This is a genomic window from Nonomuraea roseoviolacea subsp. carminata (assembly GCF_024172185.1).
GTDB classification, from domain to species: Bacteria; Actinomycetota; Actinomycetes; order Streptosporangiales; family Streptosporangiaceae; genus Nonomuraea; species Nonomuraea roseoviolacea.
The window spans coordinates 385,968-408,214 of sequence record NZ_JAMZEC010000001.1 but is presented as its reverse complement, the minus strand read 5'-3'; the positions used below and the strand labels follow the sequence as shown (position 1 = coordinate 408,214).

At 72.3% G+C, this 22,247-nt stretch carries 23 protein-coding genes; 9 read left to right on the top strand and 14 right to left on the bottom strand.

The features are described from left to right. Nucleotides 1-67 precede the first annotated feature (67 nt). The gene (locus tag HD595_RS01845; RefSeq protein ID WP_301309832.1) at nucleotides 68-652 is read left to right on the top strand and encodes a helix-turn-helix domain-containing protein; all 585 of its coding nucleotides are present in this window, start codon (nucleotides 68-70) and stop codon (nucleotides 650-652) included. Here the strand turns inward: HD595_RS01845 and HD595_RS47155 are convergent. The 4 genes from HD595_RS47155 to HD595_RS01830 form a co-directional block, all read right to left on the bottom strand. Further along, nucleotides 588-986 carry a phosphotransferase gene (locus tag HD595_RS47155; protein ID WP_420540748.1) on the bottom strand — a complete coding sequence of 133 codons (399 nt, stop codon included), beginning with the start codon at nucleotides 984-986 and terminating at the stop codon, nucleotides 588-590. The two genes, HD595_RS01845 and HD595_RS47155, sit on opposite strands and share 65 nt — an antisense overlap. A 144-nt stretch (nucleotides 987-1,130) precedes the next feature. Beyond that, nucleotides 1,131-2,021, bottom strand: coding sequence for a S1 family peptidase (locus HD595_RS01840; RefSeq protein WP_253765227.1), 891 nt, complete (start codon nucleotides 2,019-2,021; stop codon nucleotides 1,131-1,133). A gap of 101 nt (nucleotides 2,022-2,122) precedes the next feature. Then, nucleotides 2,123-2,566 (bottom strand): NUDIX hydrolase, encoded by a 444-nt coding sequence (locus tag HD595_RS01835; protein WP_253765226.1) that lies wholly within the window; start codon nucleotides 2,564-2,566, stop codon nucleotides 2,123-2,125. Nucleotides 2,567-2,800: 234 nt separating this feature from the next. Beyond that, nucleotides 2,801-3,385 (bottom strand): TetR family transcriptional regulator, encoded by a 585-nt coding sequence (locus tag HD595_RS01830; RefSeq protein WP_253765225.1) that lies wholly within the window; start codon nucleotides 3,383-3,385, stop codon nucleotides 2,801-2,803. A gap of 122 nt (nucleotides 3,386-3,507) precedes the next feature. Here HD595_RS01830 and HD595_RS01825 point away from each other — a divergent pair, with 122 nt between their 5' ends. Then, nucleotides 3,508-4,419: an SDR family oxidoreductase gene (locus HD595_RS01825; protein ID WP_253765223.1), complete on the top strand. Its 912-nt coding sequence runs from the start codon at nucleotides 3,508-3,510 to the stop codon at nucleotides 4,417-4,419. A gap of 520 nt (nucleotides 4,420-4,939) precedes the next feature. On the opposite strand, the gene HD595_RS01820 is transcribed toward HD595_RS01825, so the two are convergent. Continuing rightward, complete coding sequence (locus HD595_RS01820; RefSeq protein WP_253765221.1) at nucleotides 4,940-5,506, bottom strand: TetR/AcrR family transcriptional regulator; 567 nt, start codon at nucleotides 5,504-5,506, stop codon at nucleotides 4,940-4,942. Between the two features lie 92 nt (nucleotides 5,507-5,598). On the opposite strand from HD595_RS01820, the gene HD595_RS01815 reads away from it, so the two are divergent. Beyond that, complete coding sequence (locus HD595_RS01815; RefSeq protein WP_253765220.1) at nucleotides 5,599-6,441, top strand: alpha/beta fold hydrolase; 843 nt, start codon at nucleotides 5,599-5,601, stop codon at nucleotides 6,439-6,441. 37 nt (nucleotides 6,442-6,478) lie between these two features. Here the strand turns inward: HD595_RS01815 and HD595_RS01810 are convergent, their stop codons facing one another. Further along, nucleotides 6,479-7,588 carry a (Fe-S)-binding protein gene (locus HD595_RS01810; RefSeq protein WP_253765219.1) on the bottom strand — a complete coding sequence of 370 codons (1,110 nt, stop codon included), beginning with the start codon at nucleotides 7,586-7,588 and terminating at the stop codon, nucleotides 6,479-6,481. 34 nt (nucleotides 7,589-7,622) lie between these two features. Then, nucleotides 7,623-9,032, bottom strand: a complete 1,410-nt coding sequence (locus tag HD595_RS01805) for an FAD-binding oxidoreductase (RefSeq protein ID WP_253765218.1) — start codon at nucleotides 9,030-9,032, stop codon at nucleotides 7,623-7,625. A gap of 404 nt (nucleotides 9,033-9,436) precedes the next feature. Here HD595_RS01805 and melA point away from each other — a divergent pair, with 404 nt between their 5' ends. The 4 genes from melA to HD595_RS01785 are packed head-to-tail and all read left to right on the top strand — an operon-like array spanning nucleotide 9,437 to nucleotide 13,759. Beyond that, entirely contained in the window at nucleotides 9,437-10,726 is a 1,290-nt protein-coding gene (gene melA, locus HD595_RS01800) for an alpha-glucosidase/alpha-galactosidase (protein WP_253765217.1), read from the top strand. Next, nucleotides 10,723-12,018: an ABC transporter substrate-binding protein gene (locus HD595_RS01795; RefSeq protein WP_253765216.1), complete on the top strand. Its 1,296-nt coding sequence runs from the start codon at nucleotides 10,723-10,725 to the stop codon at nucleotides 12,016-12,018. The genes melA and HD595_RS01795 overlap by 4 nt, the downstream gene beginning before the upstream one ends. Further along, nucleotides 12,015-12,944, top strand: coding sequence for a carbohydrate ABC transporter permease (locus tag HD595_RS01790; RefSeq protein WP_253765215.1), 930 nt, complete (start codon nucleotides 12,015-12,017; stop codon nucleotides 12,942-12,944). Before HD595_RS01795 ends, HD595_RS01790 begins: the two co-directional genes overlap by 4 nt. After that, the gene (locus HD595_RS01785; RefSeq protein ID WP_253765214.1) at nucleotides 12,941-13,759 is read left to right on the top strand and encodes a carbohydrate ABC transporter permease; all 819 of its coding nucleotides are present in this window, start codon (nucleotides 12,941-12,943) and stop codon (nucleotides 13,757-13,759) included. The genes HD595_RS01790 and HD595_RS01785 overlap by 4 nt, the downstream gene beginning before the upstream one ends. Before the next feature lie 42 nt (nucleotides 13,760-13,801). On the opposite strand, the gene HD595_RS01780 is transcribed toward HD595_RS01785, so the two are convergent. Beyond that, nucleotides 13,802-14,566, bottom strand: a complete 765-nt coding sequence (locus HD595_RS01780) for an SDR family NAD(P)-dependent oxidoreductase (RefSeq protein WP_253765213.1) — start codon at nucleotides 14,564-14,566, stop codon at nucleotides 13,802-13,804. A gap of 46 nt (nucleotides 14,567-14,612) precedes the next feature. After that, nucleotides 14,613-15,740 (bottom strand): alanine racemase, encoded by a 1,128-nt coding sequence (locus HD595_RS01775; RefSeq protein ID WP_253765212.1) that lies wholly within the window; start codon nucleotides 15,738-15,740, stop codon nucleotides 14,613-14,615. Between the two features lie 290 nt (nucleotides 15,741-16,030). On the opposite strand from HD595_RS01775, the gene HD595_RS01770 reads away from it, so the two are divergent. Both HD595_RS01770 and HD595_RS01765 read left to right on the top strand, forming a co-directional pair. Continuing rightward, the gene (locus HD595_RS01770) at nucleotides 16,031-16,822 is read left to right on the top strand and encodes a fumarylacetoacetate hydrolase family protein (RefSeq protein WP_253765211.1); all 792 of its coding nucleotides are present in this window, start codon (nucleotides 16,031-16,033) and stop codon (nucleotides 16,820-16,822) included. Then, complete coding sequence (locus tag HD595_RS01765; RefSeq protein ID WP_253765210.1) at nucleotides 16,819-17,754, top strand: zinc-binding dehydrogenase; 936 nt, start codon at nucleotides 16,819-16,821, stop codon at nucleotides 17,752-17,754. Before HD595_RS01770 ends, HD595_RS01765 begins: the two co-directional genes overlap by 4 nt. 265 nt (nucleotides 17,755-18,019) lie before the next feature. Here HD595_RS01765 and HD595_RS01760 read toward each other — a convergent pair whose 3' ends face one another. The 5 genes from HD595_RS01760 to HD595_RS01740 all read right to left on the bottom strand — a co-directional run bounded on the left by HD595_RS01760 (nucleotide 18,020) and on the right by HD595_RS01740 (nucleotide 22,210). Continuing rightward, nucleotides 18,020-18,958, bottom strand: a complete 939-nt coding sequence (locus HD595_RS01760) for an SMP-30/gluconolactonase/LRE family protein (protein WP_253765208.1) — start codon at nucleotides 18,956-18,958, stop codon at nucleotides 18,020-18,022. 236 nt (nucleotides 18,959-19,194) lie between these two features. Next, nucleotides 19,195-19,950: an IclR family transcriptional regulator gene (locus HD595_RS01755; protein WP_175599290.1), complete on the bottom strand. Its 756-nt coding sequence runs from the start codon at nucleotides 19,948-19,950 to the stop codon at nucleotides 19,195-19,197. A gap of 104 nt (nucleotides 19,951-20,054) precedes the next feature. Further along, complete coding sequence (locus HD595_RS01750) at nucleotides 20,055-21,416, bottom strand: glutamine synthetase family protein (RefSeq protein WP_253765207.1); 1,362 nt, start codon at nucleotides 21,414-21,416, stop codon at nucleotides 20,055-20,057. A 61-nt stretch (nucleotides 21,417-21,477) separates the two neighbouring features. Then, complete coding sequence (locus tag HD595_RS01745; RefSeq protein WP_175588658.1) at nucleotides 21,478-21,639, bottom strand: hypothetical protein; 162 nt, start codon at nucleotides 21,637-21,639, stop codon at nucleotides 21,478-21,480. 103 nt (nucleotides 21,640-21,742) lie between these two features. Further along, the gene (locus HD595_RS01740; RefSeq protein ID WP_253765206.1) at nucleotides 21,743-22,210 is read right to left on the bottom strand and encodes an ABA4-like family protein; all 468 of its coding nucleotides are present in this window, start codon (nucleotides 22,208-22,210) and stop codon (nucleotides 21,743-21,745) included. Between the last annotated feature and the right edge of the window lie 37 nt (nucleotides 22,211-22,247).

The following is a 22,247-nucleotide window of genomic DNA, read 5'->3' as shown; positions in this document are numbered from 1 at the left end:
TGCTGAGGGACGAGGCGGATGAGCAAACCTTGTTGCCGAATGGCAAAATTGCCGGGTGGACGAAGCCATGGACCGCACTCTTGACGCCGTCGGACCGAGGCTGAAGCGCCTCCGGCTGCATCGGGACGTCACCCTCGCCGACCTCGCCAAGGAGACCGGGATCTCCACCAGCACCCTGTCCCGGCTCGAGGCGGGCCTGCGACGCCCCACGCTGGAGCAGCTGCTTCCCCTCGCTCGCGCCCACGGGGTCACGCTGGACGAGCTCGTCGACGCGCCGCCGACCGGCGATCCCCGCGTCAACCTGCGGCCGATCCCCTGTGGCGACGGCGCGGTCGTCCTGCCGCTGACCCGCAGGCCGGGCGGAATCCAGGCGTACAAGTTCGTCATCCCGGACGGGAGCGACGACGCCGAGCCGGATCTGCGCACCCACGAGGGCTACGACTGGGTCTACGTCCTCAACGGGACGCTCCGCCTGGTCCTCGGGGAACACGACCTCACGCTCAGGCCGGGGGAAGCGGCGGAGTTCGACACGCGCACCCCGCACTGGTTCGGGGCCACCAGCGCCGGCCCCGTCGAGTTCCTGAGCCTCATCGGGAAGCAGGGCGAACGCGCGCACGTCCGCGCGACACCGAGGCGCGTCCCGTCCGGGTAGGAAGGCCCAGGGACCTCAGGGACGCGTCCGCCCGGCGGCTCACCGCGGCCTCCGCCAGGATCAGAGCGGACATCCCCCAGTCCAGCGCGGGCGACCCCTCGCTGGCGTCGGCCCGATCGACCACCATGGGCCCTTCGGGCGTGAGCATCACGTTCTCCGGATGTAGATCAAGGTGGAGACACCTGATCCGCCGGCTCGGTCGAGGCCCACGGCGGGAGAGCACGCGGACGACGCAACAGGCCGGCCCGGGCCGCACCGGCTTGCTCCGCAGTGACCACGCTTGCGGGACCGCTTCGGCGGAGGCGTCGCGGCCGTCCCGATGTCGGCGCGGCACCCACGCCTCGCCGACGGCGAACACGCCCGCTGTGCGGCAGGAGCCCAGGAGAAGTCCGGTTCGCAGGCGAGGAGCGCAGGGTGCTGCCGGCCGCGACGCCGTTCTTGCCTCAGGGGAGACCGGTGAGGCGGGGGGAGCCGTGGATCACCGGCCGTCCTGCGCGATGACGTCGTCGATCCAGGACCGGTAGTGGGTGACGTCGGTCCAGATGCCCGCTCCGGGCCTGCCGTCGGGGGTGGTGGCGCAGCCGGCGGAGCCGCCCGTGCGCTGGTCCTTGTCGTCGCCGTCGCGCGAGGTGGCGCCGATCAGCTCCCACCGGCCGGCCACGCGCCGGATCTGCGGGCCGCCCGAGTCGCCGTTGCAGGCGTTGGCCGCCTTGCCGGAGAGCGCGCCGGTGCAGACCTCGGTGCCGTGGTCGAGCGACGTGCACCGCTGGTCGGCCAGGCGCACGGTGTCGAGCTCCCGCAACTGCTGGGGGCCCGCTCCGCAGGTCCGGCGGTACTCGCAGGTCATGCCCCAGCCGATGACGCGGGTCGGCTCGCCCACCCGGCCGGGGGCGTCGGCGATGCGGATGGGCGTCTCGGGGACGCGCCGGTCGAGCTTGACCAGGGCGAGGTCTCCCTCGGGGACCTTGCCCAGGCGGGAGTCGTAGCGGTGCGGAAAGGTGATGACGCGCTCGACGCCGGCGACGGAGCCGCCCTTGTCGCGGTCGGGGGAGCCGACGCGTACCCGGGTCTTGCCGGGCTTCAGCAGCCCCTCGCAGTGGGCGGCGGTGACGACCCAGTCGGGGGCGACGAGCGAGCCGCCGCAGTGGTGCGCGGGCAGCGACGGCAGCCGGAGGGAGACCATGAACGCGTAAGGTTCGCTCGCGGTTCTGCCGCCGATGATGGCGGCGCGGTCGGCGGCCGCCGCGACGGCCGGGGGCGCCGCGTGGAGGGTGGTCGCGCCGGCGGCCGTGCCGGCGGAGATCAGGGCGATCCCGGCGGCCATGCCCGTGGCGAGCAGCACGGCCCGCTTCCTGATTGTGGTGAACACGCACATCTCCATGGGGTCCATCTGGTGGGGGCGGAGGTGTGGCCAGGGGGTTGTGCGGGTCAGGCTACCTGCGGTTTTGCGTGGAAGCGAGGTCGGGCGCCTCACCGGCCGGGCGGGTCGGCCGCGTCGATCAGCGCGAGGCCGTCGATCGCCGCCGGGGACAGCCTCCCCTTGTCGCGTACGGGCATGGGCGTCCAGGCGACGGCGTCAGTGGAACCGCCGACCTCGTTGATCACGAGCGGGCCGGCCCGGAGCTCGGTCAGGTAGAACAGCGCGACGACGTGCCAGCGGACTCCGAGCCGGTCGGCCGTGTAGGTCCGCGCGTCCGCGAGGCGGGCGCCGAGCAGTTCCAGGCCGGTCTCCTCGCGCAGCTCGCGCGCGAGCGCCTCCATCGGCTGCTCGCCGGGGTCGACGCCCCCGCCGGGAAGGTGCCACAGCCCGGGAGTGAAGATCGCCGAGGCGCCGGAGAGCCGGGTCAGCAGCACCTGGTCCCGCGCGGTGGCGAGCGCGTACGCCGACACGCGCGTGCGCGCTTCCTCCCGCATGGCGCCCCCTCCGGACGTCCGGTGCGACGGCTCTCCGGCGAACCGCAGGAGACACCCCGCAGGAGACAATCTACGGCGTGTCACCGGATCGGGGGACACGATGCAGTTCGTCCGGGAGTGGGTGTCACCGGCGCTTGTGAGGCGGCGCCGGATCGGCCGTGTACCGGGCCGGACGCTGCTGAGCCCACGACCGGCATGCCGGTGCGCGGACCGGCCGGGCACCGGCGGGGGTCTTCAACGACCGGAGTCGCCGGCCGGGGTGGTCAGGCAGAGGGCGCGCAGGTCGTCGAAGGCTTGGAGGAGGTGGACGTCCAGGCTCTGTGACGGGTCGTCGATCCAGGCCTGGGCCGCCTGGTGGAAGGCGGCCCACCCGGTGTGAGCGGCCAGGTCTGCCAGCCGGTCGGCGACGCCGCGCTGCCGCAGCGCCTGCGCCACGGCCTCAGCGATCGACGCGGCCTTGGCCAGGTCCCGCTCGCGCAGTGCCGGTGTCGCCGCGATGACCTGCAGTCGTGGTTCCGCGAAGGGCCGGTTGTCCTCAAGGATGTGCTCGACTTCTCGGAAGGCGTGGAGCAGCAGGTCGAGCGGCTGGAGACCGTCGGGCGCCTCGGCCACCGCCCGCGTCAGGGACGCGCGCAGGTCGGATTCGCCGTCGAAGAGCACCTCGCGCTTGTCCGGGAAGTGCCGGAAGAACGTGCGTTCGTTGAGGCCGGCCCGGGCGGCGATCTCGGCCGTGGTGGTCCGGTCGAACCCGCGTTCCCGGTACAGCTCCAGGGCCGCCTGCTGAAGGCGGCGGCGCGCTTCTGCTCCGCTGCGTGGCACGCTCCGAAGGATATCGCATATGTCAGTCAGTGGCGCTACTTGACGTCAGTGACTGGCGCTACCTACAGTCGGCCCCTGGCGCTACGTAGTGCCAGTCACTGGCTTCAAGTAGGGAGAGCCTCATGCATGTCTTCGTCACGGGTGGCACCGGCCAGACCGGCCCCGCTGTCGTCGCCGAGCTCATCGCGGCCGGCCATGCCGTCACCGGTCTGGCGCGCTCGGACGCCGCGGCCGCCCGGCTGAAGTCGCTGGGCGCCACACCACACCGCGGCTCCCTGGACGACCTCGACGCTCTGCGCAGCGGCGCCGAAGCCGCCGATGCAGTGCTGCACATGGCCTACGGCGGCGACTTCTCCGACCTCGACGACATGATGAGGCGCGACCGGACCGCGATCGAGACCCTCGGCCGGCCGCTGGAACACTCGGGCAAGCCGCTCATCGTCACCTCGGGCACCCTGGTCATGCCCGCCGGTCGGGAGAGCACCGAGAAGGACGAGCCCGACGCGACCGGGATCGCCGCCTTCCGCATCGCCGGGGAGCGGGCGTGTCTGGACTTCGCCGCCCGGGGAGTGCGCGCCGGCGTGGTGCGCCTGGCTCCCACCGTCCACGGTCCCGACGACCATGGTTTCATCCCCATGCTCATCGCCACCGCGCGCAAGACCGGCGTGTCCGCCTACGTGGGAGACGGCGCCAACCGGTGGCCCGCGGTGCACCGGCTCGACGCGGCGGTCCTGTTCCGTCTGGCAGTGGAGAAGGCACCTGCGGGCAGCGTGCTGCACGGAGCGGCCGAGAGCGGCGTCACCTTGAAGAGCATCGCAGAGGTGATCGCCCGCGGCCTGGACGTGCCCACGGTCTCGCTGACCCCCGACGAGGCCGCCACGCACTTCGTCAGCCCGTTCATGGCCATCGCCTACGGCTTCGACGGGCCCGTCTCCAGCTCCCGCACCCAGGAGTTGCTCGGCTGGTCACCCGTGCACCCGACCCTGCTCGACGACCTGGAGCACGGCGATTACCTGGCCACGCCGACCACCTGACCCACTTCTCACGGCGTCACGCGGGCGGCGATCCTGGCCCGCTCTGCTGTTGGGTGGCTTGTCGGCCTGCGCCTGGATGAGGAAGATCTCGTCGTCATTGCCGGCATCCATGGGTTTTCGCGCCCTCCTACGTCCGCCAGGAAATACACGTTGAACGCCATGGCGATGTCGTGACCGATTCGACCCGCTGTGTCGCCCGCTTTCGCGGAGGGCGGCATGATTGACTTTCCGTGATCAATCAACTCCTTTCTGCGAGGAGGGGCGCCATGCCTCTGGATCCCACACTCGCCAGACTCGGCGGCAGCTTGCGCAACAGAACGGGGCGAATGGGGCGGTTGGCGGTCCCTAGGCAGGCAGGCGAGCGGTGGCCCGGTCCTGGGCCGCAGCGCCGACGGCCGGTTGGAGGCGCGGCTGGGTGTCGCGCGGCGGCTCCATCGCGAACTTCTGAGCCCGCCCGGGGCGCCGTGAGGATCGCGGCGCCGGCGGACGGGCCATGGCGGCGCCGCGCGCGGCCCGCCCGCTAGGAGTCGGCGAGGGCGCAGCGGATGAGGGTGTCGGCGGCGGCGCGGGCGTGCCCCGCCGCCTCCGGGTCGCCGGAGATGGCGGCCGTGGTCTGGGCGCCCTCGGCGAGCAGGGCCAGCTGCGGGGCGAGGTGGTCCGGCGCGCCGGCCTCGCGGACGAGCTCGGCCACGCGGCGCTGGAAGGACGCTTTCTGCTCCCGGACGGCCTCGGCGACCGTCTCGCTGCCGCCTCCCAGCTCGCCGAACACGTTGATGAAGGCGCAGCCGCGGAAGCTGTCCTCGCGGAACCAGGTGGCGAGGAAGTCGAAGATCGCCAGCAGCTTGCCGCAGGGGGTCGCGGCGCCGGCGACGGCGTCCGCGATGCCCGTGTCCCACAGGTCCGTCCGGTGCCGCAGCACGGCCAGGACGAGGTCGTCCTTGGACGGGAACAGCGCGTAGATGCGCTTCAGCGAGACGCCGGCCTCGGTGCGGACGGCGTCCATGCCGACCGCCTGGACGCCGTGGGCGTAGAACAGCCGGTCGGCGGTGGACACGACCCGTTCACGCGCCGTCTCCTCATCGATCACGGAACCTCTCCTTGCGCAGAGAACCATCGTTCTCTACTGTAGGGGGCACAAGGTCAGAGAACGAGCGTTCTCTGCAATGAAAGGGGATCATCATGGGTCGCATCAAGGTCGGCACCGAGAACAGCACCGACATCGAGCTGTACTACGAGGACCAGGGATCGGGTCAGCCCGTCGTCCTCATCCACGGCTACCCCCTGAACGGGCACAGCTGGGAGCGCCAGACCCGCGAGCTGCTGGCCGCCGGCTACCGCGTCATCACCTACGACCGCCGCGGCTTCGGCCAGTCCAGCAAGGTCGGCGCCGGCTACGACTACGACACCTTCGCCGCCGACCTCGACACCGTGCTGGAGACGCTGGACCTGCGCGAGGTCATCCTGGTCGGGTTCTCCATGGGCACCGGCGAGCTGGCCCGCTACGTCAAGAACCACGGCCACGAGCGGGTCGCCAAGCTCGCGTTCCTGGCGTCGCTGGAGCCGTTCCTGGTGGCGGCCGACGACAACCCCACCGGCGTGCCGCAGTCGGTGTTCGACGGCATCGAGGAGGCCGCCCGGGCCGACCGCTACGCCTGGTTCACGCAGTTCTACAAGGACTTCTACAACCTGGACGAGAACCTCGGCAGCCGCATCAGCCAGGAGGTCGTCACCGCCAACTGGAACACCGCCACCACCTCCGCCCCGGTCGCCGCCTACGCGGTGGTGTCCGCCTGGATCGAGGACTTCCGCGAGGACGTGGCCGCGGTGCGCGCCGCGGGCAAGCCGTCGCTGATCCTGCACGGCACGAAGGACAACATCCTGCCCATCGACGCCACCGGTCGCCCCTTCCACCAGGCGTTCCCGGAGGCGGAGTACGTCGAGGTCGAGGGGGCGCCGCACGGCCTGCTCTGGACGCACGCCGCCGAGGTCAACGAGGCGCTGCTGGCCTTCGTCGGCAAGTGACTCGTCAAGCGACCCGGTAGCTGACCGCGGCGAGTGTTCACGGCTCGCGGCGGCGCGGGCGCTCGCCGGCCAGCAGCTCCGCGAGGTGCACGGCGCGCACCCGCGACTTCCTGCGGCGCAGGCCCTGGTCGAGCTGGCGGTAGCAGCCGGGGTTGACCACGGCCACGTAGTCCACCCCGGCCGCCTCGATCTCGTCCAGCTTGGCGTCCAGGACGCGCCGGCTGTCGCGGGGGCGGACCAGGGCGTAGGTGCCGGCCGCGCCGCAGCAGGTCCCGGCCGACGGCAGCTCCACGTAGGTGCCGATCCGCTCCAGCATCGCGCGCGGCTCGCGCCAGACGTCCAGGCCGTTGCGCAGGTGGCAGGAGTCCTGGAGGGCGACGCGCGGCCGGTCCGCTGTCTCGGCCGGGACCCCACCGGGCGGAGTCTCGGCGGCGGGCCGCGACGGCTCCGCGCCGCCGGGCATGTCGCGCTCGTACGCGTACCGCGACAGCTCCTTGACCCGGTCGCGGCCGAGGACCGACGACAGGTGGGCCGCGCAGCCGCCCGAGGTGGTCACGATCGTGCCCGGCAGCCGCCGGCCCAGCTCCTCGGCCATCCGGCGGCCCCGCGCCGAGTCGCCGTTGTGGGCGTGCAGGGCGCCGCAGCAGCCCTGCGCCGCCGGGGCGGCCAGCTCGGGGAACAGCCGCCGGGCCGCCCGGCTCACCTTGGGGAACAGGGCGCGTTCGAAGCAGCCCAGCATCAGGGACGGACCCTCCGGCCGCCCGCCGCGGGTGCGGGCGTGGCGGCGCAGCAGGCCCAGGAGCCGCACGCGCCAGCGGGCGTCGACCAGGATCATCAGCAGCCGGGCGACCAGCGGCCGGCCGCTGCCCTGCCACTGCTGGTCGCGCCACTCCTCCAGCAGGTCGCCGTACTGCACGCCGGCCGGGCACACGGTCTCGCACGCCCGGCAGCCGAGGCAGAACGACGCCTCCTCGCGCACCCGCGGGTCGTCGGCGGGCAGGGTGCCCTCGTCGAGGGCGCGCATGAGGTCGATGCGGCCGCGCGGCGAGGACGTCTCGTCCTTGGTCAGCGCGTACGTGGGGCAGGCCGGCAGGCAGAAGCCGCAGGCGATGCAGCGGTTGAGCAGGTCGGGGGTGAAGCCGGTCATGAGCCGGCCGTTCCGGTGCCGAGGGCGGAGCGCGTCATGAGCCTGCCTTTCCGGGGTTGAGGATGCCCGCCGGGTCGAAGGCGGCCTTGATCCGGCGCTGCAGGTCGATCTGGGCGGCGCCGAGCCGCTCGGTGAGGTAGGGGAGCTTGGCGGCGCCGACGCCGTGCTCCCCGGTGATGGTGCCGCCGAGCCGCATCGCGGTCCGGAAGATCTCGCCGAAGGCGTCGTGCGCCCGCTCGCCCGCCGCGTCGTCGCCCTTGTCGATGACGCACGTCGGATGCAGGTTGCCGTCGCCGGCGTGCCCGAACGTGGCGATCGTGACGTCGTGCCGCTGCGCGATGTCCTCGATGTGGCCGACCATCTCGGCGATGCGGGGCCGCGGCACGCCGACGTCCTCCAGGATGGTGATCGAGCCGAGCCGTGACAGCGCGGGCAGCGTGCAGCGGCGGGCGGCCAGCAGGGCCTCCGACTCGGCGGCGTGGCCGGCCACGGACACCTCGATCGCGCCGGTGTCGCGGCACAGCTCGGCCATGCGGTCGAGCCGCTGGGCGACGGCCGCGGGCTCGCCGTCGTCGCCGAAGATGAGCAGCGCCCCGGCGTCGCGCCTGAGCCCGAGCCGGGCGTGCTGCTCGACCGCGTCGACGCAGCGGGCGTCGAGGAACTCCAGGGTGGCCGGGACGATGCCGGCGGCGATGACGCGGGTCACGGCGCGGCCGGCGTCGGCCAGGGTGGGGAAGTACGCCAGGCCGTTGCCGGCGGTCTCGGGCGCGGGCAGCAGGGCCAGCGTGACCTCGGTGATCACGCCGAGGGTGCCCTCGGAGCCGGTGAGCAGCCGGGTGAGGTCGTAGCCGGCGACGTCCTTCCAGAGCCGGCCGCCGGTGCGGATGACCTCGCCGGTGCCCAGCACCGCCTCCAGACCCAGCACGTAGTTGCGGGTGACGCCGTACTTGAGGCCGCGCAGCCCGCCGGCGCAGGTGGCGACGGTGCCGCCGATCGTGGCCACGCTCCTGCTGCCGGGGTCGGGCGCGTAGAGCAGGCCGTGGGCGGCGGCGGCGTCGGCGAGCGCGGCGGAGGTGACACCGGGCTGGCAGACGGCGAGCAGCTCCTCGGCGCTGATCTCCAGGATGCGGTCGAGCCGGGTCAGCACCAGCACGATGCCGCCCTGCAGGGGGACGGTGGCCGAGCACAGGTTGGAGCCGGCGCCGCGCGGGACGACGGGGACGCCCCGCGCGCCGGCGAGCCTGAGCACGGCCGCGACCTCCTCGGTGGAGGCCGGGTGGACGACGGCGCCGGGCCTGGCGCGGAACAGGGGAGTGGCGTCCCGGGCGTAGGGGGTCACGTCGCCGTCGGCGTGCCGTACGTGCTCGGCGCCGACGATCGCGCGCAGCTCGCGCAGCGTGGCGGCGTCCAGCGGCTCCCCGGTGGCGGTGGTCTTCGCGGGCATGTACGGCAAACTAACAGCATTCTGTATAGCGGTCTAGTGTTCCATTATATGGAATGCCGATCATCGTGCTGTTTCGTCCGGTCGGTGGCCCGGAGGGTTGACAGTCGCATGCCGGGATGGTGTCCTATTCCCAATTCAGAACTGCATTCTGCGATACGGAACAGGCGCCATGCGGCAGAGACGACTCCGCCGGGACGCCCGGCCACCTCGCCCCGGCCGCGCGTCACCTGCGAGATCACTGCGGACGGGACCGCGGGGAAAGAGCGGAGAGCGCTAGGCGGCGCACCTCCTCTCCTGATCGGCGTTCCGTTGAACGGAATGATCATCAACAAAACAGACACAAGGCTATACTCGCCACTTCAGCGGGCCCTCGGGCCCGCCGTGCTCCGCAAGGGAACAGCCCCATGGCACGCATCGTGTTCATCGGCGCCGGCAGCGTCGAATTCACCAAGAATGTCCTCTCGGACATCCTGACATTTCCAGAACTGGGGGAGTCCACCCTCGTCCTGCATGACATCGACGCCGACCGGCTGGCCACAGCCGAGGCCATGGCCACCTGGATGGTGGGCGAGCTCCGCCTCGGCGCGAAGGTGGAGGCCCACCTCGACCGGCGCGCCGCCGTGGACGGCGCCGACTACGTGATCAACGAGATCGCCGTCGGCGGCCACGCCGCCACCGTGCGCGACTTCGAGATCCCGCGCCGCTACGGCCTGCGCCAGACGATCGGCGACACGCTCGGCATCGGCGGCATCTTCCGCGCCCTGCGCACCATCCCCGTCATGGTGGGGCTCGGCGAGGACCTGGCCGAGCTCGCCCCGCACGCGCTGCTGCTCAGCTACACCAACCCGATGTCGATGATCCCGCGGGCCGTCTACGAGGGCAGCTCGTTCGACCGGGTCGTCGGCCTGTGCCACTCCGTGCGCGACACCGAGGCCCGCCTGGCCTCCCTCGTCGGCGTGCCGGAGGAGGAGATCTCGTTTGTCACCGCCGGGGTCAACCACCAGGCGTTCGTGCTGACCTTCGAGCGCGGCGGCGAGAACCTCTACCCGGTGCTGGACCAGGTCATCGCGAACGACCCCGAGCTGCGCCGTACCGTGCGGGTGGAGATGTACCGCCGGCTGGGGCACTTCCCCACCGAGTCCAGCGAGCACGGCTCCGAGTACCTGCCCTGGTTCCTGCACCACGACGCCGAGGTGGAGCGCCTGCGCATCCCCGTCGAGATCTACCTCCAGTGGTCGCGGGAGAACGTCGACACCTTCGAGGAGACTCGCCGGCGGCTGGCCGCCGGCGAGGGCGTGGAGATCGAGCCCGCCATGGAGCTGGCCTCGGAGGTCATCCACTCGATCGAGACGGGCACCCGCAGGATCGTCCACGGCAACGTCCGCAACGGCGGCCTGATCGGCAACCTGCCCGCGGCCGCCTGCGTCGAGGTGCCGTGCGTCGTGGACCGGGCCGGCATGCGCCCCACCCGGATCGGCGACCTGCCGCCCCAGCTCGCCGCGCTCAACCAGACCTTCCTCAACGTCGGCGAGCTGACCGTGCGCGCCGCCCTCGAAGGCCGCCGCGACCACGTCTACCACGCGGCCATGCTCGACCCCAACACCTCCGCCACGCTCACGCTCCAGCAGATCCACGACATGGTGGACGAGATGATCGCCGCCCATGGCGCCCTGCTTCCCGAGGGGATCCGATGAGACGCGCAGTGACCGCCGCGGCCGCCGCCCTGCTCCTGCCCGCCGTGCTGGCCGCGTGCGGCGGCGACGGGACGGAGCAGAAGGCCGGCGGGCCCGTGGAGATCCTCATGTGGCACGGCCAGGAGGACACCTCCGCCAAGTCCATCGAGCGGCTCGTCGCCGAGTACAACCAGACGCACACGGACGTCAAGGTGCAGATCACCTCCGGCGGCGTCACGGCCGACGGCATGCTGCCCAAGATCACCGCGGCGCTCACCTCGGACGCCCACCCCGACATCGCCTACCTGTACGGCTCGTGGGCGCCCAACATCGCGCGCAACCCCAAGACCGCCGACCTCACCCCGTACATCAAGGACCCGGCGGTGAAGTGGGAGGACTTCTGGGCCAGCGAGCGCGCGACGGTCACCGTCGGCGGGAAGATCATCGGCTTCCCCGCGGTGGTCGACAACATGGTCGTCCTCTACAACAAGAAGCTGCTGGCCAAGGCGGGCCTCAAGCCGCCGTCGAAGGACTGGACGTGGGACGACTTCCGCGCCATGTCCAAGCGGGCCACCGACGCCCAGAAGGGGATCTTCGGCACCACGTGGGCCATCAGCGGCGGCGAGGAGGCGGTGTGGGGCCTGTGGCCGCTGGTGTGGCAGGCCGGCGGTGAGATCCTCACGGCCGACAACAAGAAGGCGGCCTTCAACTCCGAGGCCGGCCGGCGCTCGCTCGACCTGCTGCGCTCCATGGCGGTGGACGACAAGTCCGTCTACCTCGACTCCAGCCCGGCCGAGAAGGGCCAGAAGCTGTTCGAGTCGGGACGCCTCGCGTTCTTCCTGTCCGGCCCGTGGGTGCTGCCCGACCTCCAGGCGGCCGGGGTGGACTACGGCGTGGTGCAGCTCCCGGGCACCGCGGGCAACCACGAGACCATCTCCGGCCCCGACACCTGGACGGTCTTCGAGCACGACGAGCGGCGGGTCAAGGCGTCGGCCGCGTTCCTCACCTGGCTCACCGCGCCCGAACAGCAGCTCCGGTGGATGAAGGACACCGGCTCCCTGCCGATCCGGGCGTCGATCGCGCAGCAGCCCGGCTACGACGCCTACCTGAAGAAGTACCCCGGCATCGACGTCATCTCCGGCAACCTGGCCAACGCCAAGCGCGTGCGCCCGCCGACCACGTCCTACCCGCGGATCTCGTCGTTCGTCGCCGACGCCATCGCCAGGACCCTGCTCGGCCGGGCCGACGCCAAGTCGGCGCTGGACGAGGCCGCCGCCAAGACGGACGCGGCGCTCGCCGTGCCGGGCTCATGACGAGCACCGCGACGGCCCTGAGCCGGGCCTCACGCCACTCCACGCCGCCCGACCGGCGCAGGCTCGCCGACAACATCACCGGGTGGACCTTCGCCGGGCCCGCCACGCTGATCATCCTCGGCTTCTCGCTGGTGCCGATGGCGTGGGCGCTGGCCCTGTCGTTCACGGACTCCGACCTCATGTCGCCGGGCCGCAACGTGGGGCTGGAGAACTACCGGGCGCTGGTCGCCGACCCGGTCTTCCACCAGGCGCTGCGCAACACCGCGCTGCTGCTGCTCCTGTACCTGCCGGCCTCGCTGGCCGCGGGCCTGGCCGTGGCGGTGCTGCTCAACCGCAAGGTGCGCGGCATCGGGTTCTACCGCACCTGCTTCCTCGTGCCGTACGTCGCCTCGGCCACCGCGGCCGGCCTGCTCATGGGCTACATTTTCGACCGCGACTTCGGCCTGTTCAACGGCCTGCTGGTCAAGCTGGGCCTGCCCGCCCAGGGGCTGCTGAGCAGCCCGTCGCAGGCCATGCTCGTGCTGACCGTGATCTTCTTCTGGACGCGGTTCGGGTTCTCGGTGGTCATCTACCTGGCGGCGCTCCAGGAGATCAGCAAGGAGGTCGTGGAGGCCGCCGCCATCGACGGCGCCGGACGGTGGGCGACCTTCCGGCACGTCATCGTGCCGTCGGTGCGGCACATGACGGTCTTCCTGGCGGTCTGGGGCATGATCGACGTGCTGCAGTTCTTCGACCTGGTCATGACGACCACGAAGGGCGGCCCGGCCAACGCGACCGTGACCATCGTCTACTACGTCTGGCAGCTCGCCTTCACCTACTTCACCGCCGGGTACGGCGCGGCGGTGGCGTACGTGCTGTTCGTCGGCACGCTCGTGCTGATCGTGGCCGGCATGCTGCTCGCCCGGCGCAAGGGAGCGACGCGATGAAGCGGCGCCGGCTTCCCAGCGGCTGGCACCTGGTGCTGGCCCCCATGTCGCTCGTCACCGTGCTGCCCTTCGTGTGGATGGTGCTCAGCTCGCTGATGACGCAGGCGGAGCTCAACCGGTTCCCGCCGCCGATCTGGCCCGACGCCGTCGACCTGGGCGGCTACCAGCGGGTGCTGGAGGGGTCGAACTTCCCGCGCTGGTTCCTCAACAGCGTGCTGGTCTCCGGGACCATCGTGGTGGCCCAGGTGGTGCTGTGCGGCATGGCCGGCTACGCCTTCGCGCGCATCAGGTTCGTCGGCTCGCGGCTCGTGCTCGTCCTGGTCATCGCCACGGCGCTGATCCCGTTCCAGCTCACCGTCATCCCGACGTTCCTCATCTTCAACAAGGTCGGGCTGACCGACACGCTGGGCGCGCTGATCGTGCCCCAGCTCAGCTCGGCGGTGGGCATCTACCTGATGACGTCGTTCTTCCAGTCCTTCCCCAAGGAGCTGGAGGAGGCCGGCCGCATCGACGGCTGCTCGCGCTTCGCCGTGTTCTTCCGGGTGGTGCTGCCGGTGGCCAAGCCGGCCCTGGCCGCGCTGGCCGTCATCACCTTCATCACGGCCTGGAACGACCTGTTCTGGCCGCTGGTGGTCATCAACTCGGAGGCGAAGTACACGGTGCAGGTGGGGCTGACCACGTTCCAGGGCCAGCACCGCGCCGACTGGCCGGCCGTCATGGCCGGGACGGTGCTCACCACGCTGCCGGTGCTCGGCGTCTTCCTGTTCGGCCAGCGCCGCTTCATCCAGGCGCTGACCGGCGCGGTCAAGGGATAGGGACGAGGTCCCGTGCGGGCGGCTCTCACCGCCCGCACGGGGTCACATGACGGCGAGCTGGCCGCCGTCGATGACGAGCTCGGTCCCGTGCACGAACGCCGCGTCGTCGGAGGCGAGGAACGCGTAAGCGGCGGCGACCTCCTCGGCCAGCCCGGCCCGGCCGAGCGGGATGTGGTCGCGCTCGTACGCGGAGACGAAGTCCCCCTCGAGACCCGCCGCGATGGCGGAGTTGAGCGGGGTGCGGATGTAGCCGGGGCACAGCGCGTTGACCCGGATCCCGTGGCGGCCCAGCTCGACCGCCATGGTCTTCGTCAGCAGCAGCACGCCGGCCTTGGAGGCGTTGTAGTGGGCGTAGTCGCCCTCCCCTCCGATCCCGTTCGTGGAGGACATGTTGAGGATCACCCCGCCGCGGCCCTGCGCCACCAGCAGCCGCGCGGCGGCCTGGGCGACGAGGAACATGCCGCGCAGGTTGACCGCGATGACCCGGTCCCAGTGCTCCGGCGTGATCTCCAGGAACGGCTCGCGCCAGGCGGTGCCGGCGTTGTTGACCAGCACGTCCAGCCCGCCGAGCGCGGTGGCGGCGCCGTCGACCAGGCCGGTCGCGTCGGCCTCGGAGCTGACGTCGCCGGCCAGGCCGCTCACCTCGCCCAGCGGCGCCAGCTCGGCCACGGCCCGCTCCACCTCGTGGGGGTCCAGCCCGCCGATCACGACGCGGGAGCCCTCCTCGAGGAAGCGCCGGGCCGTGGCGGCGCCGATGCCGCTGCTGCCCCCGCTGACCAGCACCCTCTTGCCCGCAAGTCCACGCATGACGATCCCTTCTCCTGCTCGGCGCCCTTCGGCGGCCGCTCTGTGCTCAGCGCACGGCGCCGCGGGCGGCGACGCGCAGCTCGGTGACGACCCGGCCGTCCTCGACACCGCACGCCACGTCGAACAGGTTCGTGACGGTGCAGGCGTGCCCCGGGATGAGCTGTACCCGGGTGCCGACCGGCAGCTCGCCGTCGTGGGCGTGCTCCGGGTCGAGCCGGGCGACGGCGTGCTCCTCGTTGAGGAAGTCCATGCTCAGCCACGGGATGCCGGCGGCCCGGATCCAGCCGGGCGAGCCGGCGTTGTCGGAGGTGAGGCACTTGGTGCCGGCGTCCAGCACGACCCGGTCGGGGGAGGGGCGGGCGATGACGGTGGCCAGCACGCGCGAGGCCGCGCTCTCCTCGGTGGCGACGCCCAGGCGGATCATGGCGGTGTCGTTGAAGATGTAGGTGCCGGGCCGGATCTCGGTCACCCCGGCGACCCCGGCGACGTGCCGGGCGGTGGGGGTGCTGCCGACGCTGATCTCGCGCAGCTCGATGCCGTCGCGGGCGCACAGCTCGGCGGTGGCGACCAGGTCGGTGCCCTCGCGCCGCGAGACCTCGGCCAGCTCGGCGGGCGTGCGCGCGTGGTAGGCGTGTCCGGCCAGGGTGAGCAGCCCGACGACCTCGACGCCGGGGATCGCCGCGATCTCGGCGACCAGGTCGGCGGTGGGGCGGCCGGGCGGGCGGCCCAGCCGGTGCTGGCCGGTGTCGACCTCCACCAGCACCTCGACGGGCGAGCCGGTGCGCAGGCCGAGCCGGCCCAGGCCGGCGGCCACCTCGGGGGAGTCGAGGCTGACGCGCACCGTGGCGCGCTCGCGCAGCGCCTCCAGGCGCCGCGTCTTCGGCTCGCCCCAGATCGGGAAGGCGAGCAGGATGTCGTCGATCCCGGCGTCCGCCATGATCTCGGCCTCGCCGAGCTTGGCGCACGTGATGCCGCGCGCCCCGGCCTCGATCTGCATGAGGGCCAGCTCCGGCATCTTGTGGGTCTTGATGTGGGGGCGCAGCGCCACGCCGTGCGTGGCGGCCACCTTCGCCATCTCGGCCACGTTGGCGCGGACCGCGCCCAGGTCGATGAGGAGTGCCGGGGTGTCGAGCTCGGGATACACGGTGTCCTCTCGGCCGCACGGATACGGCATGAAGCTAGCATTGGTTCCGCTCAATGGTCCAGCGTTCTGTTCTGCGGAACATTGTGGCAGAGGCCACTTTCGGCGGCCTCCGGAGGGATGCCGGGCCGGATCGGCTCCCGCGGTCGGCCGTCTTCGCGGGGCGGGTGAGGGGGCGGGAGCGCCTCTTGACAGCTCGCGGGCGCTGATGATGTCCTGATAGCAATTCAGAATAGCGTTTCGTCATACGGAATACGAGAAGAAGGAAGACCGATATGAGGCTAGGAACGGTCCGCGTCGGGGACGGAGCCAGACTCCCCGCCGTGGAGAGGGACGGGCTCTGGCACGCCCTCGACATCCCGGCGGGCGTCACCCTGGAGGCGCTGCTCGCGCGGGGTCCCGAGGAGCTGCGGCGGGCCGCCGCCGGCGCCGTCGGGCCGCTGCCCGGCGCGGTGCCGGTGGCGCCGCTGCGGCCGGGCAAGATCGTCGCCATCGGCCTCAACTACCTCGACCACATCCGCGAGACCGGCATGGACAAGCCCGCGCGCCCGCTGATGTTCGCCAAGTTCCCCTCCAGCGTGATCGGCCCCGGTGAGCCCGTCGTCATCGACTCCGATCTGACCGGCAGCGTCGACTGGGAGGTGGAGCTGGCCGCCGTCGTCGGCACGCCCCTGCGGCACGCCGGTCCCGCCGAGGCGCTGGCCGCAGTCGCCGGCTACACCGTCGCCAACGACGTCTCGGCCCGCGACCTGCAGTTCTCCGACGGCCAGTGGACGCGCGGCAAGAGCCTCGACACCTTCTGCCCCCTCGGCCCCGTCGTCGTGACCCCCGACGAACTGGGCGACCCCCAGGCGCTGCGCCTGCGCACCGTGGTCAACGGCGAGACCGTGCAGGACTCCAGCACCGCGGAGATGCTCTTCGGCGTCGCCGAGCTGCTGGCGTTCTGCTCGGCCTCCTTCACCCTCGAACCCGGCGACGTCGTGCTCACCGGCACCCCGTGGGGCTGCGGCGCCTTCATGGACCCGCCGCGCTCCCTGCGCCCCGGCGACGTGGTCGAGGTGAGCGTGGAAGGCATCGGCGCGCTGCGCAACCCCGTCGTGGACGGCACCCGATGAGGGCGGTGGTGTTCACGGCGCCGGGCGTCGTCGAGATGCGCGACGTGCCCGAGCCCGAGCCCGGCCCAGGCGAGGTGCTCGTCCACGTGGCCGCCTCCGGCATCTGCGGCAGCGAGCTGCACGGCGTGCGCACCCCGGGCTTCCGCGTCCCGCCGCTGGTCATGGGCCACGAGTTCGCCGGCAGCACCGACGACGGGCGCCGGGTGGTCGTCAACCCGATCCTGTCGTGCGGGCGCTGCGACCTGTGCGCCGCCGGCCTGGGCAACGTGTGCCGGGAGCGGCGCATCGTCGGCGTCCACACGCCCGGCGCGTTCGCCGAGCGGGTCGCCGTGCCCGCCGGGGCCCTCGTCCCGGTGCCCGACTCGCTCGGCTGGACGGCCGCCGGCGTCGTGGAGCCCGCGGCCAACGCCGTGCACGCCTGGGAGCTGGCCGGCGCCCCGGCGGGCGCCCGGGTGGGCGTCATCGGGGCCGGCGCCATCGGCCTGGCCTGCCTGCTGGTCGCCAGGTCGGGCGGCGCCGCCCGGGTCGAGGTGGCCGACCGCTCCGAGGAGCGCCTGGCCGCCGCCTCCCGGCTCGGCGCCGACGCCGCCGTCTCCCGGCTGTCGGGCGAGTACGACGTCGTCTTCGACGCGGTGGGGGCGGCCGTCACCCACGAGCAGTCGCTGGCCCTGCTGCGCCCCGGAGGGGCCGCGGTCTGGCTCGGCCTGGCCGACAGCGACGCCGGGTTCGACGCGGCGGCGCTGGTGCGGGGCGAGAAGCGGGTGCTCGGCTCCTTCGCCTACCGGGACGCCGACTTCGCCGCAGCCGTGGACCTCGTCGGGCGGTGGGACCTGAGCTGGGTGGACACCTTCCCGCTGGAGGAGGGGGCCGAGGTGTTCACCGCCCTCATGAACGGCCGCGCCACCCCGGTCAAGGCGTTACTCGCTCCCTGACCGCGAAAGCCCGCGTCCCGCCGACAGCCTCCACCCGCCGACAGCCTCCACCCACCGACAGCTTCCACCCACCGACAGCCTCCATCCCGCCGGCCGCCCTGATCCTGCGGCCGGCCGGCGCGGTCCGCCTCCTGCCGTCCCCCGAAGGGCGCGCGTCCCTGGAGACCCCGCCTTCCTCCACGCCCGTCACGCGTGTCGTCCGCGTGGCGGGCGCGCTCGTGTCCCCGCCCGGCGCCGGAGAGGGAAGGGGGCGCCGGGAGGACGCTCAGCCGGCGTCGCGGTAGGGGTTGGCGGGGACGCCCTCGACGGAGGTGCGGCAGCGCAGCAGCTCGCCGCCCGCGGAGCCGTCCCATGCGGTCGTCACGTACAGCTCGTCCAGGCCGGGACCGCCGAAGGCGCAGCTCGTGACGTTGCGGACGGGGATCTCGACGGTCAGGTCCAGGCTCCCGTCCGGGCGCAGGCACAGCACCGCGCCGCCGTCCCACAGCGCGACCCACACGTGGCCCCGCGCGTCCACGGTGATGCCGTCGGGCATGCCGCGCGTGATCTCGGCGAACGTGCGCCGCCCCGCGAGCCGCCCGGAGGCGGGATCGTAGTCGAAGACGTCCACCCGGCTGGTGAGGGTGTCCACGTAGTAGCACAGCCGCTCGTCCGGGCTCCAGGCGATGCCGTTGGAGATGCCGACGCCGCCGAGCACCCGCTCCGCGCGGCGGCCGGGGCCGAGCCGGTACAGGGCGCCGGCGCCGGGGGTGTCGTCCTCGGCCTTGGTGCCGGCGAAGAAGCGGCCCGCCCGGTCGCAGGCGCCGTCGTTCATGCGGTTGCCGGGCCGCTCGGCGGCGGTCACCGGCGCCACGATCTCCAGGCCGTCCACCACCTCCAGGGCGTCCACCACCTGCGGGCCGTCCGCCGCCGCTTCGTCCGTGGGCCCGTCCCAGGCCGGTTCCTGCCAGGCGGGCTCGCGCAGCAGCGCGAAGCCGTCGCGCACGGCGAGCGCCAGCCCGCCGGCGGCCCGCGGGACCGCCACCCCGACGGGCTGCCCCACGCCGAGCACCGCGTGGGAGCCGTCGGCCGGGTCCAGGCGGCGCACCAGGCCCCGCGGGATGTCCACCCACAGCAGCGTGCCGGTGCGCCCGTCCCAGCGCGGGCCCTCGCCGAGCCGCGACGGCGGCACCGCGACGATCTCGGGCTCGGAGACCTTGGTCATCGGGCCCTCCGGGAACGGCCGGCCGCACGGGGACACTTCAGAGCAGTCATCCAGACCTCATTCCATGATGCAGAACGATCTTCCATGCGGACGAGAGCCCTCGCCGCCAGGCCGGGAGATCGGAACGCGGCGGGACATCGTCGCGGGCCGGGGGATCGGAACGCGGCGACGGCCCCGGTCGGGCGCCCGGTGGTCAGAAACTCGATGGTGGGAACCCGGTGGTCAGACCACGATGATCAGAACTCGGCGATGGCCTTGGTCAGGGCCGTGCCGATCTCCTCCATGCGGGCCGGAGGCATGCGGTCCTTCAGCGCCGTCACGCTCACCGCGGCCACGGGCGTGGGCTTGCCCATGAACACCGGGGCGGCCACGCAGCGCACGCTGGGCTCGTTCTCCTCCAGGTCGAGCGCGTAGCCGCGCTCGCGGATCAGCGCCATGTGGGCGGCCAGCTTCGCCGGGTTGGTGATGGTGGACCGGGTGGGCGCGGCGAGCGGCCCATGGCGCTCGGCCCACGCCTTGATCGCCTCGTCGGTGGGGTAGGTCCAGGCCAGCAGCGCCTTGCCGACGCCGGTGGCGTGCGCGGCGTTGCGCCCGCCCACCACCGACGTCATCGTGATCGCCCGCATCGTCTCGACCTTGTCGAGGTAGACGACCTCGGCGCCGTCGAGCGTGGCCATGTGCACCGTCTCGGCGAACTCCTCGCTGAGGCGCAGCAGCAGCCGGTGGATGACGGCGCGGACGTCCATGGTCTCGTAGAAGCGGAACGCGGTCGCGAGCATCTCCGTGCCGAGGAAGTACGGCCCGCCGGGATCGGGCTGCGCGGCGAAGCCGCGGTGCTTGAGCGCGCCCAGCAGGCGGTGCAGCGAGCTCTTGGGCAGCCCCAGCCGGGTCGACAGCTCGTCGATGGTCATGCCCCTGCTGTGCCTGCCGATCTCCTGCAGGATCAGCAGAGCGCGATCGACGCTGGTCACCGGCGACTGCGTACCGCTCACGGTTCCTCCTCGGACGGCCCGGTGGCCGGAGTTTTCCGAATCATGGAATGCTATCGCGTTCAGCGGAATGACGCCACCGTAGATCACTGTCCGGCGAGGCGGCGTCAGAACACCTTCATGTGGTGGAACAGCTCGTACGCCTCGTCCATGGTCGCGAACGCCGCCGCCTCCGAGCGCTTGACCGCCAGGTAGGCGCTGCGCCGCAACGGGCCGAGCGCCTCCATGAGCACCTCGTCGGCCTCCAGCGCGTCGAGCGCCTCGTCCAGCGACGTCGGCAGCCGCCGGTAGCGTCCCGGCCGGGTGTCGGGGTCCACGCCGACCGGCTCGCCCGGGTCCAGCTTACGGCGCAGTCCGTCGAGGCCGGCGTGGATGACCGCCCCGAGCGACAGGTACGGGTTGGCCGAGGAGTCGGACGGCTTGAGCTCCAGGTTCGGCTCGCCGCTCTCGCCCAGGGGCGAGCAGATCCGTACCGCCGCCTCCCGGTTGTCGGGCCCGTGGACGGCGTACGCGCCGGCCCACGAGCGCGGCGCCAGGCGGCGGAAGGAGTTGACCGTGCCGCAGGTGAGCGCGGTCAGGGCGGGCAGGTGGGCGAGCAGCCCGCCGACGAAGCACTCCAGCTCATCCCCGTCGTCGGCGAAGACGTTGCGCCCGTCGCGCCACAGCGACAGGTGCAGGTGCGCGCCGTTGCCCGCCTCGCCGGGGAGGGGCTTGGGGGCCAGCGTGGCCCACATCGCCATGCGCATCGCGACGCCGCGCACGGTCTCGCGGTACAGGACGTGGTTGTCGGCCGCCCGCAGGGCGGGGGCGTGCCTGATGGACAGCTCCTGCTGGCCCGGCCCCAGCTCGGGATGGTAGTGCTCGACCCGGAGCCCCTGCGTCTCCAGCGCCCGGATGAGCTTGATCGCGTAGTCGTGGGCCGTGTCGAAACCGGTGCCCGCGTAACAGAGGGTGTCGTCGATCGGCACGACCCGGTCGGGGCCGCCCGACGGGTCGGGCAGACGCCGTCCCAGCGTGAACTCCGGCTCGAAGGCCGCCATCAGCGTGTAGCCCTCGGCGGCCAGCGCCTCGATCGCGTCCTTGAGGAAGGTGCGCGGGCAGGCGTCCCAGGCCGAGCCGTCCTGCCGCCGCAGATCGGAGAGCATCGCGGCGGCGCCCGGCGCGTACGGGAGCGGGACGTAGGTCGAGGGGTCCGGGACGATGCGTACCTCACCCACCGGACCCATGTGCTCGACGTCCTGCAACTGGTCGAGCATGTTCATCGCCATCATGGCCACCGTGTGCCCGATCCCCGTGGTGAGGCGCTCGGCCAGTCGCGACCGGGACGCCGCCTTGCCGCGGATCACGCCTCCGTGGTCGGCGTACAGGAAGCGGATGAGCTCGACGCCTTCGAGCTCTGCCCGCTCCAGGATGCGCCGCACGTGGGGATCAGGCTGGTTGACCTTGGTGGCGGTGAGGCGATCTCTCATCCTGTCTGCGTAACACGTTCCGGGGGTACGGGGAAGCGTCTGACGCGGACAGGTGGCCAGCTCACGCTAGAACATTGGTAAAGAAGACGGCCAACTGATTGGCTCCATGGACGATTCCGTCGAACACGCCGTTGACCGCGGACGCGGCCTGGGCCGGCCGGGTGAACAGGTAGAAGATCACAAAGGCCACGAGCACGTATGTGGCTACCTTCTTGACCTGCATGGGGGCCTCCTGCAGTCCATTCCCAGCCGTATATACCCGGATCTGGGCGATCACTGGCATCTTCTATGAAGATGTTCTTGATCCTAACCGGGGGGCTTCCTTCTCACGCCATGGTACGGATCACGGGACTAGCCGAGGGGGTATCAGAGTTGTTGCCCCGGTATGCCAGGCGCAGCAGGAGGTACACCGGCAGCCCGAGGGGCGACAGCAGGATCGTCAGCACCATGACCGGGGCCATGAGCAGCGGGTGCACGCCCCGCTCCCGGCTGTCGAGGTAGATCCACCGGCCGAGGAACAGGTCCCAGGCGATGATCTGCGCCCACAGGGCGGCCAGGGCTCCGGGGGTGGCGACCAGGGCCGTCAGCCCGGCCAGCGAGGGCCGGGTGACGACCGGCCAGACCAGGCCGAGCACCGGGGCCAGCAGGACGAGGTTCACCGCCAGGGCGGGCAGCACGATGAGCGGCGAGGCCGCCACTCTGCGGGTGACCGACCAGGTGGGGGCCAGGATCATCAGGGCCCAGAACGGCGCGGCGGCGTAGAAGCTGAGGTCGAACAGGGTCGCGGTGCTCATCGGTCACTCTCCGGTCGGGCGGGGAACGGGACGCCGG

Bases quoted from the DNA above. Each gene is read 5' to 3' on its own strand.
- HD595_RS01815 (WP_253765220.1), top strand. From the start codon at position 5,599: ATGGGTCGCATCAAGGTCGGCACCGAGAACAGCACCGACATCGAGCTG.
- HD595_RS01790 (WP_253765215.1), top strand. From the start codon at position 12,015: ATGACGAGCACCGCGACGGCCCTGAGCCGGGCCTCACGCCACTCCACG.
- HD595_RS01740 (WP_253765206.1), bottom strand. From the start codon at position 22,210: ATGAGCACCGCGACCCTGTTCGACCTCAGCTTCTACGCCGCCGCGCCG.
- melA (WP_253765217.1), top strand. From the start codon at position 9,437: ATGGCACGCATCGTGTTCATCGGCGCCGGCAGCGTCGAATTCACCAAG.
- HD595_RS01775 (WP_253765212.1), bottom strand. From the start codon at position 15,740: ATGCCGTATCCGTGCGGCCGAGAGGACACCGTGTATCCCGAGCTCGAC.
- HD595_RS01845 (WP_301309832.1), top strand. From the start codon at position 68: ATGGACCGCACTCTTGACGCCGTCGGACCGAGGCTGAAGCGCCTCCGG.
- HD595_RS01825 (WP_253765223.1), top strand. From the start codon at position 3,508: ATGCATGTCTTCGTCACGGGTGGCACCGGCCAGACCGGCCCCGCTGTC.
- HD595_RS01750 (WP_253765207.1), bottom strand. From the start codon at position 21,416: ATGAGAGATCGCCTCACCGCCACCAAGGTCAACCAGCCTGATCCCCAC.
- HD595_RS01780 (WP_253765213.1), bottom strand. From the start codon at position 14,566: ATGCGTGGACTTGCGGGCAAGAGGGTGCTGGTCAGCGGGGGCAGCAGC.
- HD595_RS01765 (WP_253765210.1), top strand. From the start codon at position 16,819: ATGAGGGCGGTGGTGTTCACGGCGCCGGGCGTCGTCGAGATGCGCGAC.
- HD595_RS01745 (WP_175588658.1), bottom strand. From the start codon at position 21,639: ATGCAGGTCAAGAAGGTAGCCACATACGTGCTCGTGGCCTTTGTGATC.
- HD595_RS01805 (WP_253765218.1), bottom strand. From the start codon at position 9,032: ATGCCCGCGAAGACCACCGCCACCGGGGAGCCGCTGGACGCCGCCACG.
- HD595_RS01835 (WP_253765226.1), bottom strand. From the start codon at position 2,566: ATGCGGGAGGAAGCGCGCACGCGCGTGTCGGCGTACGCGCTCGCCACC.
- HD595_RS01810 (WP_253765219.1), bottom strand. From the start codon at position 7,588: ATGACCGGCTTCACCCCCGACCTGCTCAACCGCTGCATCGCCTGCGGC.
- HD595_RS01785 (WP_253765214.1), top strand. From the start codon at position 12,941: ATGAAGCGGCGCCGGCTTCCCAGCGGCTGGCACCTGGTGCTGGCCCCC.
- HD595_RS01760 (WP_253765208.1), bottom strand. From the start codon at position 18,958: ATGACCAAGGTCTCCGAGCCCGAGATCGTCGCGGTGCCGCCGTCGCGG.
- HD595_RS01795 (WP_253765216.1), top strand. From the start codon at position 10,723: ATGAGACGCGCAGTGACCGCCGCGGCCGCCGCCCTGCTCCTGCCCGCC.